The 14051-nt window shown below is 43.1% G+C and carries 7 protein-coding genes and 2 pseudogenes; 3 read left to right on the forward strand and 6 right to left on the reverse strand.

The window, feature by feature from the left end; translation table 11 throughout:
- Positions 1 to 17 precede the first annotated feature (17 nt).
- Both GVY04_10395 and GVY04_10400 read left to right on the forward strand, forming a co-directional pair.
- Positions 18 to 1622, forward strand: a complete 1605-nt coding sequence (locus GVY04_10395; protein NBD16523.1) for a DUF4070 domain-containing protein — start codon at positions 18 to 20, stop codon at positions 1620 to 1622.
- Positions 1623 to 1776: 154 nt separating this feature from the next.
- Positions 1777 to 2523: a hypothetical protein gene (locus GVY04_10400; protein ID NBD16524.1), complete on the forward strand. Its 747-nt coding sequence runs from the start codon at positions 1777 to 1779 to the stop codon at positions 2521 to 2523.
- 9 nt (positions 2524 to 2532) lie between these two features.
- On the opposite strand, the gene GVY04_10405 is transcribed toward GVY04_10400, so the two are convergent.
- The 4 genes and pseudogenes from GVY04_10405 to GVY04_10420 all read right to left on the reverse strand — a co-directional run bounded on the left by GVY04_10405 (position 2533) and on the right by GVY04_10420 (position 6031).
- Entirely contained in the window at positions 2533 to 2721 is a 189-nt protein-coding gene (locus GVY04_10405) for a hypothetical protein (protein ID NBD16525.1), read from the reverse strand.
- 66 nt (positions 2722 to 2787) lie between these two features.
- Positions 2788 to 2988 (reverse strand): hypothetical protein, encoded by a 201-nt coding sequence (locus tag GVY04_10410; GenBank protein ID NBD16526.1) that lies wholly within the window; start codon positions 2986 to 2988, stop codon positions 2788 to 2790.
- A gap of 969 nt (positions 2989 to 3957) precedes the next feature.
- A complete protein-coding gene (locus GVY04_10415; GenBank protein NBD16527.1) occupies positions 3958 to 5313 on the reverse strand; it encodes an 8-oxoguanine deaminase in 1356 nt (451 codons plus the stop codon).
- A gap of 4 nt (positions 5314 to 5317) precedes the next feature.
- Positions 5318 to 6031: pseudogene (locus GVY04_10420) on the reverse strand (NCS2 family permease).
- A gap of 264 nt (positions 6032 to 6295) precedes the next feature.
- Here GVY04_10420 and GVY04_10425 point away from each other — a divergent pair.
- Positions 6296 to 7746, forward strand: a pseudogene (locus GVY04_10425) (IS701 family transposase).
- A 284-nt stretch (positions 7747 to 8030) separates the two neighbouring features.
- On the opposite strand, the gene GVY04_10430 reads toward GVY04_10425, so the two are convergent.
- Both GVY04_10430 and GVY04_10435 read right to left on the reverse strand, forming a co-directional pair.
- Positions 8031 to 10244, reverse strand: coding sequence for a hypothetical protein (locus GVY04_10430; protein ID NBD16528.1), 2214 nt, complete (start codon positions 10242 to 10244; stop codon positions 8031 to 8033).
- 281 nt (positions 10245 to 10525) lie between these two features.
- On the reverse strand, positions 10526 to 13783 hold the full coding sequence (locus tag GVY04_10435) for a hypothetical protein (protein ID NBD16529.1): 3258 nt from the start codon (positions 13781 to 13783) through the stop codon (positions 10526 to 10528).
- Positions 13784 to 14051: the final 268 nt, after the last annotated feature.

Genomic DNA, 14051 nt, shown 5'->3' on the forward strand with positions numbered 1-14051 from the left:
TAACCAATACCTCCTTCATGCGTGTCTTACTCGTTTATCCCCGTTTTCCCAAGAGTTTCTGGTCTTTTGAAGAGGCTTTAGCCCTGGTTAATCGTAAAACCTTCTTACCGCCTTTAGGTCTGATTACCGTTGCTGCTATTCTCCCTCAAAAATGGGATTTTTACCTGGTCGATTGCAATTTGCGAGAGGTCACTGCTGCAGAATGGGAATGGGCAGATTTAGTCATTGTTTCGGCGATGATCGTGCAAAAAGAAGACTTTAATGCCCAAATTCAGACCGCTAAACGATATGGCAAGCCCGTTGCCGTAGGAGGTCCTTATCCGACGGCGCTACCGGCAGAAGCAGAAGCCACAGGCGCTGACTATTTGGTTCTCGACGAAGGAGAAATTACGCTCCCCATGTTTGTGGAAGCCCTAGAACGCGGAGAAAGCAGTGGTAAATTTAGAGCCGACGAGAAGCCCGATGTCACCGAAACGCCAATTCCTCGCTACGATTTATTAGATCTCCAAGCTTATGACAATATGTCGGTACAGTTCTCACGGGGCTGTCCCTTTCAGTGTGAATTTTGCGACATTATTGTTCTTTACGGACGCAAACCGCGCACTAAAACCCCAACCCAACTCATTGCTGAATTGGAACGACTCTATGAACTCGGTTGGCAACGGAGTATTTTTGTGGTTGATGACAATTTTATTGGTAATAAACGCAATGTGAAACTGCTGTTACAGGAACTCAAAATCTGGATGGCAGAACACAACTATCCCTTCACTTTAAATACAGAAGCCTCCGTTGATTTAGCCCAAGATCCCGAATTAATGGATTTAATGGTAGAAGCCAACTTTAACTCTGTCTTTTTAGGTATTGAAACCCCAGACGAAGAGAGTTTAGTTCTAACCAAGAAACATCAAAATACCCGCGACCCCTTATCAGAAGCCGTCAAAACGATCATGCGCCATGGTTTGCGAGTCACTGCCGGCTTTATTATTGGCTTTGATGGGGAAAAACCCCAAGCAGGAGAACGCATTATTAATTTTGTCGAAAATACACCGATTACACTGGCATTGTTTAGTATGCTACAAGCCCTTCCGGATACAGCACTTTGGCATCGTCTGAATAAAGAAGGACGTTTATTAGAGCAAGGGGCCGATATTAATCAAACCACCCTCATGAACTTTACCCCGACTCGTCCCATTGAAGATATTGCCAAGGAGTATATTCACGCTTTTTGGGAATTGTACGATCCCCAGAATTATCTTGATCGCGCTTACAAACAATATCTCACCATTGGGGAACCTAAACATAACCGTTCCTCGCGGAAAGTTGATTTCACCACGTTACGCGCCATGCTACTGATTTTCTGGCGACAGGGAATTATGCGTAAAACTCGCTGGACTTTCTGGAAATATCTCTTCCATATTTATCGCGCGAAACCTAAACTATTCGCCAGTTATCTTTCTGTTTGTGCTTTGGGGGAACATTTCCTTGCTTATCGGGAACTGGTACGCAATAAAATTGAAGCGCAATTGCAAGAGTACTTGAAGGTAAAAGCGACGCAAGATGCGCAAGCAGAATCGTCTCAACAGTCGCCAGTTGCAACTTCGATTTCTTCAGATGCTGCGTGATTGATTATTAATTGATTGGGTTGGAGTCAACTGACTGGGCTCTAACCCAAATTTTTCTACCTTCGTCAAAAATATCCTGATTAGAATCAACAGCAATGTTTTTTTACTGAGTGTCAAGATTATGATTTAAGAAGAAAGACAATTTTGACTTCCCATGACTCAGACCATATCGCTTCACCAATTATGGGAAACGATCCCTCCCTCCCAACAAACCTTTCAATCTGAAAATTATGCTGTTTTGCCAGCAGTCGCACAACGCTATCTCCAACATTCAATCGCACCGGAAACTCCCTTTGCCTCTGCTATCCACTTAAAAATGCACGGGGAAATTAAACTCAAAGGCTGGTCTTCCTTCACTGCTGAACAAGTTATTGCTTTCCCAGTGGGTTTCATCTGGCAGGCAACCCTTCGCATGGGAGTGCTTCCGATTCGCGGTTTTGACCAACTGGTGCAGGGTGAGGGCAAAATGCAGTGGAAACTGTTAGGACTCCTGCCGGTTATGCAAGCTTCAGGAGAGGACATTACGCGATCGGCGATTGGTCGGATGGTAGGAGAAGGGATGTGGCTACCTTCTGTTTTCTGTGGTTCTAATGTGAGTTGGGAAAGCCCTAATTCCTCACAAGCGATTGCGCACCTGACATTTCAAAAAGAAAGGATTCCCTTAACTCTCACGGTTAATCTAGCTGGAAAACTCGAAACCATCCAGTTTCCGCGCTGGGGAAACCCCGATGAACAAGGACATCGCTATCTTTCGTTTGGCGGCATCATCGAAGCCGAACAAACCTTTGGCGGCTATACCATTCCCAGTCGGGTTCGTGGCGGTTGGTTCTTTGATGGGGAAGACTTTCAGCAGGATGGTGAATTTTTCCGCGCTACTATTGATGAAGCTATTTTTCGCTAATTACCAGCATTAATATTCTTCTTGATCCTGAATCGGTTGTTCCCATAGAAATTCTTGGTTCAGAAGAGCCAATGTTGCTTTCTTCTCGTGTCGCTTTCGTTCATAAGCGAGCAGTGCTGAGTTTAATGGCGCGATCGCGCTTTGCTCGTTGCCAGAGCACGATCGCGCGATGCCCGAAGGGCGCTCGCTTCGCGACATCGCGCCTTTGTCCTATCATCCCAATTCAGCAACCCCAAATTGCTCAATTCAGCCATTTTTCGCTAATTACCATCGTAGACGCCGCGCCAATTGTGACAATAATCCGAATCCAATGGCGCTGAGAAATAAAAGATAAATAATCCCACCGGGAATAAAGGTTAAAATCCCTACTCCGCGCAAAATATAAACAAGAATTGTGAGAAGAATTAAACCAATCGTTAACCGTGAAAAAAGTTTGGCATAGGAGGTCATTGCCTTCTGACTCATTTTTTCCAATTCCTTTGTTTCCTTAAACCCTCATTATATGAATGTAGTAGAAGTTACGCATTGACAATTTAAGCCAATTATGCGAAAGTAACTTCCGATTGACGAAGATTCCGAAAAATATACTACACCAATATACTTAAGTATAAAAGTCCAATTTATAGCAATTTTTGAACTCATGAAGTACACCGTTTAAGCTGCAGGGCGTCTTTGTTCCTTTTCTTCTCTACTGCACTTGAATGGGAGCTGCTATATTTTCTTTCACTAAAAATTATTTTAATATAAATTGATTGATCCTAATTGCCTTTATTTGTTGTATTTTTTTTTGAGTTTATTGCGTAAAATCACATTAATTATCTAATGATTGTATCAAAAGTAAGCAGTTTGTAATGTTTGCGCGATCGCGCCCCAAACCCAAAAATTAGCTTATTTTATATAGGCATTAGATCATAAGTTTTCCTTTTGTGACCTGGAAGATTAGCTTACCAATCTCGTGACTATATTGCAGTGTGGTTAACACAATATAAGGTTCTAGGACTTACGCTGATAGTAGTGAAGGTCAGTAATGCTTAATTGAATTAAGTTGTCTCTCAGTTTTTTCTAGGCTGACTTTACATCCTGAAACAAGTTTGGTTACAGAATCAACTTGATTGTTATACCGAAATGTTATGGCAAATTAGTATTGGGACTTTGGAAAAATTCTCTTCTGTAATAGCCTACAACCTAATCAATTTAAGAATTTAACTTAAAGTAAAAGCCCCTATTGAATTGGTGCTGAACGCGATCGCGCTTTGCCAGAGGCAATCCTGCTAATGGTTGTCTTGATATTTTTCCCTTACCGTTTTCACGCATAGATCCAGCTACATCAGAAAACTTAACTTCCCAAAAATCTGCTTCTGGATCAAACCAAACGGTTATGGGTTATACCATAGTTCTACTCTTTTTTTTACTCTGTTAGTCAGATCAGCCATTTTAGACCAACTGACTCGCAATTTGATTCGTTTTTTCAACCAATAAATTAAGATCAAGCGTTATCAACTGACCTTGATCAATCACTTTTTTCCCATTAATAAAGCTATAATCCACTGTTGCTGAATGGCAGAAAATGAGGGCAGCAACGGGGTCATGATGAGAACCAACAAAATGAGGACGATCCAGATTAAAGGCAATAAAATCAGCGGACATTCCGGGGGCAAGGGCACCAATATCATCTCGTCCGAGAACTTTTGCCCCACCAATGGTTGCCACTGCTAAAGCTTCTCGCGCTGTAAGCGTTCCTGCATTTTCTGTTCCCACTCGCGCCAGTAACATCGCGGTTCGGGCTTCATTGAGAAGATTGCCACTGTCATTGGATGCCGAACCATCCACCCCTAACCCCACAGCAACGCCTTGATCCAGCATTTCCCGAATGGGGGCAATGCCACTGCCGAGACGCATATTACTACAAGGACAGTGTGCTACACCCGTTCCGGTATGACTGAATTTTTGGATCGATCCCGAAGTCAGTTGAACGCAATGGGCGTGCCAAACATCCTCTCCTAACCAGCCGAGGGCTTCGGCATAATCGCCGGGGATTTTACCGTAATGAGAGAGACTATAGTCCACATCCGATTTATTTTCAGCAAGATGGGTATGTAAGCGAACACCGGGATACGATCGCGCTAAAGCTGCCGATTCTCGCATTAAGTCTTCTGTCACAGAAAACGGAGAACAGGGAGCAATTGTAATCCGTAACATGGCATGGCGAGTATTGTCATGATAGGTTTCAATGACCCGACGGGAGTCGCGGAGAATGTCGGCTTCTTTTTCCACGACATTATCCGGCGGTAAGCCTCCCTGACTTTCCCCCACACTCATACTGCCGCGACTGGCATGAAAGCGGAGTCCAATTTCCTGAACCCCTTGAATCTGGTCATCGAGGGTGCAGTCGTTGGGGTAAATATAAAGATGGTCACTGGCGGTGGTACAACCAAACAGCATTAACTCGGCAGCCGCCATTTGGGAACTGTAGTAAACCGCTTCTGCAGTTAAGTTTGCCCAGATGGGATAGAGGGTTTGTAGCCAGCCGAAGAGCGTACTATTCTGCGCCCCCGGAACCGCCCGGGTAAGGGTTTGGACAAAATGATGATGGGTATTCACCAGTCCGGGTAAAACCACATAGCGCCCTTTTAAATCTAAAATTTCGTCAGCGGTAGCTGGCAGATCAGCCGTTGTTCCCACTTGCCAAATCACATTATCTTCCACCAAAATCGCACCATTACGAATTTCTTGGCGATTTTCGTTCATGGTGACAAGCGTGTGGATATTTTTAACGAGGAGAGTTGACATAGAATTAAATGCTTTCTAGAACAAACTTTACTAGAAAAGCTACTGCAATAAGCCAAATCGCAAGAGGAATTTCTTTTATTTTTCCTTGAAACAGTTTAATCAGAGGATAGGAAATTAAACCGGCAGCTAACCCATCAGCAATGGAATAAGTTAAAGGCATCATAATAATGGTTAAAAAAACAGGAATCGCTTCTGCCGGATCATCCCATTCAATTTGACGCACGGTTCCTACCATCAATACCCCGACAATAATTAGGGCTGGGGCGGTAGCAACTGCTGGGATACCGGAGAGGAGAGGAATAAAAAAGATTGAGAGTAAAAATAACGTGCCTGTGACAACGGCAGTAAAGCCACTACGCCCCCCTTGTGCGACACCAGAAGCAGATTCAATATAACTGGTGACTGTGGAAGTGCCAAAAAGTGCGCCAGCGACTGTACCCACTGTATCTCCCATTAAAGCGCGATTGACACCGAGGAATTCCCCATTTTCTTGAATATAGCCAGTCCGCACGCCTAAACCGGTAACAGTGCCTACGGTGTCAAAGAAATCTACAAATAAAAAGACGAATAGAACTGTGAGCAATTCACCAATGGCAGCGGGCGAAATTTGGGTTAAGCCCACCCAGGCTTGTCCCAAAAGATGAGAGGGAATCCCGGGAAAACCAATCCAAGCCTCGGGCCAAGGGGCAATTCCAGCAATCCAGGCGAGGAGGGCGGTTTTGAGAGGAGAATCAGGGTGAATGGCTGTTAATTTTCATTAAACAAGAGTAATTGAAAAACGACAAGCCCGAGGTTGCAGTAACTCTCAACAGGCTTCATCTTTCATTTAATCCCCTTACCTAGGTAGGCACTATTGCACAGATTGGAAGACTTGTAAACAAATCTCTATTAAATAAAATTAATATTGGGACTTAAACGATAAAACACAATCAAGCATGGTAAAATGCTTACAGTTCAATCACTTTACGTTGTCAGCTAACTCATGAAAGAAACTACCCCTTCTGCGATGCCTGCTTGCTTTGAAAAATGGTGTCGTCGTTTCGACGATGTCTTCAAGACTAAAGCGGAAAAACAGGGATTTCGACAATATTTAGGGGGATTATTGGGAGAAAGTAGGCGAAAAAACCTCTCAGAGATGGCAAAAAACGCGATCGGAGTGGTTTACCACCGTTTACACCATGTCTTGAGTGCATCTTGCATTCTGGGGAAACCCCAGAATTATGCACTCGCTTTTTAACCGATGCTCGGTGGTCAGCTCAGGAGGTAAACGAACGTCGCTTGCAAGTGATGAACCAGTGTCGTCAAACGAAAATCCCCAAGGGGTTTAGCTGAATTATTGACGACTCAGGGCATCGAAAAAGTGGTAACTTCACCGCAGGAGTGGGAAGACAATATATCGGAGAAATTGGAAAAACCGATAACGGAATTGTTACAGTAACCACTCATCTTTATGATGGCAAAAAGAGCTTACCCCTGGATCTTGAACTATACCAGCATAGTAGTTCTTTACCAGAAGGGAAAAAAGACTGCCGACCCAGCCGGAATTGAATTCCGGCTGGAAAGCGGCAGTGCCTTCCGCACCCTGAGTTTAAGAAGAAGCCAGAATTTGCCATTGATTTAATCGACCGAAGTTTAGCCAGAGGAGATAAACCAGGAATTGTTTTAGTTGATTCTGGGTATGGGAATAACACAAATTTTCTCTCCCAATTAGAAACCAGAAACCTGAAATACTTAGGAGGAATTGCTAAGAATCGGAAGATAAAACTTGAGAGAAATGGAAACTCTCAACAGAGCATTCGGGTGGATGAGCTAGCTGCATCGCTCTCGATAGAGGAGTTGACAGAAGTTCAATTACTAATAGAAGAACCAAAGACTCTATGGGCAGCCATAGTAGAAGTGCGGAATGCACTTCGCCGCAAGCACCTGAATCCAATTCAGGTGAACGGCGAAGGAGAAATTTCACGCTTAGAAGGAAAGAGAAGAATTGCGTAGGTCACCAGACCGAGCGCGAAGCGCATCGTCATGAATGCTTGCTCTTTTTCTGAAGCGACTGAAATTGACTATTTTGTGACTAATGTTAACCCGAAAATCGTGACCCCCGATTGGGTAATTAAAACTGATTCTCAAAGAAATTGGGTGGAAGTTTTCTACCGAGAAGCCAAGGGAAATTTAGGACTGAAGGAATATCAGGTCAGAGACAAACGAAGTTTTTTCAGACATTTCATTTTAGTTTTTTGTGCCTATACATTTATCATTTGGCATCAACTAACAGGAGGATTTAGACGCATCTGGTCAAACCGACCTTTGAATACATTTAGTGAAGCCTTAGAAGCGTTTAGAACCGCTATTACTTATCGTTTTCTGAAGTGGATTCAAGAAAATTGGGACGTATTTGTTGCTTATAAAGCGAGTTTTGGCTACATTCTAGCTTAAACTTCGTTTAAGTCCCGATAGGAGAAGGCGGGTAAGCCAGGACAGCAGGAACCGTTCTGGTCAACAAAGAAGTTAGCATTGCTAGCAAAAATAGGAAAATAGCAGAACGTGGGCTAAGGATTCTGTTGATCCGAAATCTTAGTCGCATGACTTTTTCCTATAAGGTACTGTGCAGATGACTCTCGTTTTTGACATGCTTGCCACCGTGAAGGCCCCAATCGAAATCAAACAATCACTGGATATCGGTTTGAGGCTATTTTTGCCTCACAATTGTTTAAGTCCTGTTAGATAAAGGGTTCTACCTCAAGGGTATCAACTACAGCTGAGGTAACTGAATCAGGATTATTCGGATCAAATATTTCAGCTAGGCTGCCAGTAATCTCTCCATAATTTACTGTAGTTATCGGGAGATCAACTCCGGCAGTTGGGTTAATGCGATTATCACCTTCTGGTAAATTTTCATCTGTAACTAACTCATCAGTTACATCTTCCACCACAAATAAATTGGTACTGCTGGTGACAGCAAAACCACTAGAATCGCCAATGAATTTTTCTAGTTTTCCTTTGTTGTTAATATTTAGACGAGCAACCCAACTATCTACCGCTGCGCCATTAGCACCCGTGCCGTTACCATCACCGAGGAATCCTTCAGTAATACCAGTAACATAAAGTTGACCGTTACCATTACTACTCAGTGCCGTACCGTAGTCCAGTTTGTCTTTGCTGCCTAACTCTTGAACCCATCCGATATTTCCGTCAGGATCAAATTTTGCGACCCAAGCGTCATAGTCTTCTGTTTTGTTATTACCTTTGCCATTATTTTTAGCAAGCTTACCGCTTTTACCCTTAGTTAATCTACCATTTGTGTATCCGGTTAAGAAAATATTATTTTGATCGTCGATTTCAAGATCAGATAAGAAAGTACCATCATCATTGGGCGTACCAAACTGTTTAGTCCACTCTAGAGTGCTATCAGGGCTAAATTTAGCTAGCCAGAGATCGTAGGAATCATTGGTCAGTTCAAAATCAGCGCCTAAACTACCAGTCGTCCAGCCTGTGGCGTAAACATTCCCCTGAGTGTCTGTGTCCACACCCCAAGCAAATTCTAGTCCTTGATCTACACTTCCTAACTGTTGAATCCATTCCACCTCGCCTTTGGGGTTAAGTTTAGTAATCCAAGCATCATACTTTAAGAGATCACGGGAGGGGTCAGATTCTTGCGTTAAACCTTGCGTCCAGCCAACTGCGTAGGCATTGCCCTGGGCATCTACAGCGAGGTCGTAATTTTCATTGAAAAAGAAGGTATCTAGTTCGGTAAACCATTGCCGATTGCCATCGTTATCAAACTTAGCAATCCAGGCATCATCTTCTACGTTGAAATCAAATATATCTCGGTTTTGATTGTCTTTGATCCCCAATCCTGATACATAAACATCACCTGAATCGCTGACGTCAACTCCAAACGCTGTACTCGAAAAAGCCCCATTGAGATTTTCGCCAAACTGCTCTCCCCAGACCAAGTTGCCGTTAGAATTAAATTTAGCTACCCAGGCATCTTGGGCAGATGACTTTTTACCAGAAAATAAATTGCTGCCGGTGACTCCTGCTAGATATACGTTGCCTTGATCATCTGTGGCAATCGCATTTGACTCTTCACTTGAAGAAGTACCAAATTGCTTTAAAAATATTTGATTACCACTATTGCCATATTTAGCGAGCCAGAAGTCAGACAATCCTTGACTATCTCCTGCTAAGGGACCACTGGTACTTCCTGTTAGGAAAAGATTGCCTGATGAATCTGTGGCTGCCCCTAGGCTGAAGTCTATGCCAGTAGTTCCTAACTGCCCAATTTTTTTCTCATCGATTTTTTTTTCAGGTTTATCACCCACAAATTCAAAATATTTGTCCTTTAAGTCTAAATCGACTTCAGGGGTTGTAATTACATAGGCAACTAAATCAGGTACACCCTGCTGCAAAGACAAAATAGCTTCACCAAAAAAAGGCTGAGCGAGTGCTTCAACCTGTAAATTGTTTAATTCAATTAATAAATAATCATCTTTTTTGCCGTTTAGCTGTATTTTATCTTGACTGGGATCAAAATCATAAATTACAGCAAATTCATTAACTCCAAACTGATTAGTAGTCAGTAAACTGGAAGGATCAAAAGTGGTGTAGTAGGGGCGGAATTCCTCTCCCAAAACAAATTTGTCTGCCCCTACTGAAGGTATATCTCTTTCTAAAATCAGTAGTGGATTACCGCCTTGGTTAGCAGCTTGAATGTTCAGTATAATTTCAAACTCTTCAGCCGAATTATCAAATATGTCCCCAAATAAAAAATCAATATTTTGCTCTAGTGTATCACTATCTCCAGGGTCATAGCCATAGATAGTGTCATTACCTGCACGAGCAAATATAGCTTCAAATTTAGCACTTGAAGAACCTGTAACTAGATCGCTGGCTGGGGTTAATAATGAGGCAATAATATTGGATTCGTCCATTTTTAGAAGCTCTCTGGATTAATTAGTCAGGAACAGCCGGCTAGCTGAAAATTAGTGGTCAAGAATTGAGTGCAAATTCTGGATTCCCACAAAATTTAAGTGAAATAACTTACATTAACCTAGCTCTTGGAACATTAGTTCAGTTATTTTACTAAGTATTATTGCACAAAATTCACGGAGTGTAAAGTTATACTTGCTAGCAATTAGGCAGTCATAACGAGGATAAGCTTGCAAGTAATGCCTCCGTGCGCTAGTTATTCTGGCTATTCTAGTTTCTGCTCCTAAGCAAAGTTAAAAATGCTCGTATCAGTAAGCATGATGTCCTTAACATCTTTGACAATACCAATTAAGTCGTTTTGGTTGCTGCCAAGGAAAATCGCGGTTCCTTTTTCTAAATCAGGTAGGTCAATGCCAAGACTGTAATCATCAGGATTGCCATGAAGCTGTATTTTATCCGATTCGTCTAGTTCAAAGTCATCGACTAGGGCGTAATCACTGATTCCATTACCAACATAGTAGGCTTGGCTAGAATCTCCCAGAACAAAGGTATCGGATTGGTCACCCCCTTTTAATTTATCAAACTCACCAGCTCCAGGATCATTTGCCTCCGGCTTGACACCAATGAGAACATCGTCACCTTTATTGCCATCTAGTTCGTCATTGCCAGCACCACCGGTCAGGGTGTCATTCCCTTCCTCACCATTGAGTTTGTCGTTACCGGCTCCTCCATCCAGGGTATCGTTGCCTTTACCTCCTTTAATGTCATCGGGACCAGCATCGCCAAAGAGACTATCATTGCCCTCTTTGCCCTCAAGCTTGTCTTTGTCGGCTCCCCCTCGAAAGGTTTCATTGCCAATTCCGCCTTTGATTTCGTCTTCCCCTGCTCCCCCATCAACATAGGACACATTGACTAGGGTTATGTCCTTAAAGTCAAAGCTATTTTTGTCCGCATTACCCAGAATAGCGTGACCACTCCCATCAAAGGTTTCAATATCATCAAACTCTTTAAAGGTCACGTCACCGCCACTAGCGTTGACAATGGTATCGCCTTGAGGATCGCGCTCCAGTTCTTCACCCTCACCATCAAAGACATCAAACTCGGCTTCAGTAGCTGTTTCAATGATGAAGCGGTCATTTCCGTTTCCACCTTTGAGTTCATCGGCACCGCCTCCCCCGTAGAGGGTATCATCTCCATCTTCGCCCTCAAGCTTGTCATCGCCAGCCCGACCATAGAGAGTGTCATTCCCCTTCTTGCCCTTGATTTCGTCATCACCCACGAGACCCATCAGGATGTCATCCACATCATCAGAGCCTTCCAGTTTCAGACCTGGAATATCACTACCGAAAACGCTTGGGTCATTCAAGGCTTCAAGCAAGGCTGTTTGGACAGAGTTATCAGCCGAGGGGTCAAAGGCCCCGCCTAGACCCAAACCGATTTCTCCATAATCTACTACGTTCAAGCCTGTAGAGCTGCCCTCGGTGGTTTGAATAAGACCATCCCCAACAGGCAGGGCTTCATTTGTTACTAAGTTAAGATTTTCGATGGGAAGCGTTATATCAGACTCAACAACTACACTCTCTGCATCATTACCAACAAATTCTGTAAGCTTTCCATCCTTAGCTTTCAGTTGAGCAATCCAGGCATCTCCAGCTCCGCCGGATGCTTCTGCACCATTTAGTCCCAAATAGCCTTCAGAATAGCCTGTGACAAAAACTTTATCGCCAGAGACATCAATACCGGTAGCGTAGTCATATTTGTCATCTACTCCAAATTGCCGCAGCCACTCATTATTACCTAAAGTATCAAATTTGCCGACCAAGGCATTAAAAGCTTCATCGGAACTACCATCGCCTAACTCATCGTTGGTGTAAGCAGTCAGATAAATTTTATTTTGATCATCAATGACCAGGTCAGACAGAAAGGCACCATCATCCCCTTCAGAACCAATCTGTTTAGACCAGACCAAATCTCCAGCGTCCTGATCAAATTTGGCAAGAAAGAGATCACGTTTCTCAGCTTTTTCAAACTCTTTGTCCAGAGTTCCTAAGGCTCCGGTCGTCCAGCCTGAAACATAGATATCGCCCTGGCTATCGGTATCAACTGACCAGGCGAACTCTAAGCCCTCATCTGGACTGCCAAATTGTTGAATCCAGGCAATGCTGCCATCAGGATTAACTTTTGTCAGCCAGGCATCATACTTTAATAAACTTCGAGAGGGATCCGCTTCTTGCTGAGGAAAAGCAGGATTGCCAGTTCCACCAAAAGCCCCAAAATCGATCAACCCTTGCGTCCAGCCGACAAAGTAGCTGTTCCCTTCATCATCAACAGCTAAATCATAGTTTTCGTTGAAGAAGAGAGTATCTAGTACCGTCGTCCATTGCTGATTCCCTTGGCTGTCAAACTTCGTCAGCCAAGCGTCATCTTCAACAGTAAAGTCAAAAATTTCAGTATTTTGATTTTCCTTGATCCCCAACCCAGATAGATAAACATTTCCGTCATTATCAACTTGCAGACCAAACCCACTGGTGGAGAAAGCGCCATCTAAAGAAAACTGTTTTCCCCAAATTTGATTGCCATTTTGGTTATACTTGGCAACCCAAGCCTCTGAGGAGGCATTCGGATCATCTTTGCCAACTAAGTTCGCCCCGGTGCTGCCAGCTAAGTAAAAATGTCCCGAAGCATCGGTAACCACTCTGTAGGCAACATCACTCGTGGCAGTCCCAATTTGTTGACCCCAGACCTGATTAGCATTGATGTCATATTTAGTAACCCAGGCATCGCCAAATCCTTGATTGGTTCCAAAAAGTGAACCACTGGTGCTACCTGTTATATAGATATTGCCATTCGCATCTACAGCAATGCCATTGCCGTTATCAATACCGGTTGTACTCAGCTGACCAATTTTCTTCTCTTCTGGTTTATCTTCTGGTTTATTGCCAACAAACTGGAAATAGTCTTTATCGAGGGCTAAGTCAACTTCCGGCTTGGAAACAACTAAGCCCACTAAATCGGGAATACCTTGCTGCAAAGAAAAAATCAGCTCTCCTGAGAAGGTTCCAATATCTGGAATTGCTAAGTTGTTCACCTCTAGCAGCAGGTAGTCATCCTTTTTGCCATTGAGCTGAATTGTATCTTGCTCTGGAGCAAAGTCGTAGATGACGGCAAATTGGTTAAATCCAAAAAAGTCATCTGTGATTAAAGAAAGTGGGTCAAAATTACTGTAGTAGGGCTGAAATACCTCTCCTAATACATATCGATCCGCTCCAACTGAGGGAATGTCAGCGTCGAGAATGGCGAAGGTATTTCCTGAAGCAATGGTAAGAATCAGTTCAAACTCTTCAGGTGTGTTGTCAAACAAATCCCCAATCAGGAAGTCAATATCGACTCTTGTTCCGTCGTTACTGCCAGGATCATAGCCATTAATCGCGTCACTGCCAGCGCGAGCAAAAATGAGATCAATAATAGCATTCGGATCTCCAAACACGGGATCAGAAGCAGGGGTTAATAAAGCAACGGATAGTAAATTAGGCTCAACCATTTTGTCTTATATTTTTGATAGTTTTTTTGGACAACTGAAAACTAAAAAATAGAATAAATTTCAATGTGATTTAAAGTAGTTTTTCTTCTGACTCTCTCGTGCTCGTTGGCTAACTTTTTGTCTAGATACATGTAAACCAGTTCAGAAATATGTGGCTCACACTCAGCTTTTTGCTAATCTATCGTTTAATTTCTCCGTATCATCACATAAGTAATTTTACTTGTCAAGCAGTTCATACTACAAATCTTCTCTTTATTGTGATCAAGAG

The organism is Cyanobacteria bacterium GSL.Bin1, from assembly GCA_009909085.1.
Lineage (GTDB): Bacteria > Cyanobacteriota > Cyanobacteriia > Cyanobacteriales > Rubidibacteraceae > Halothece.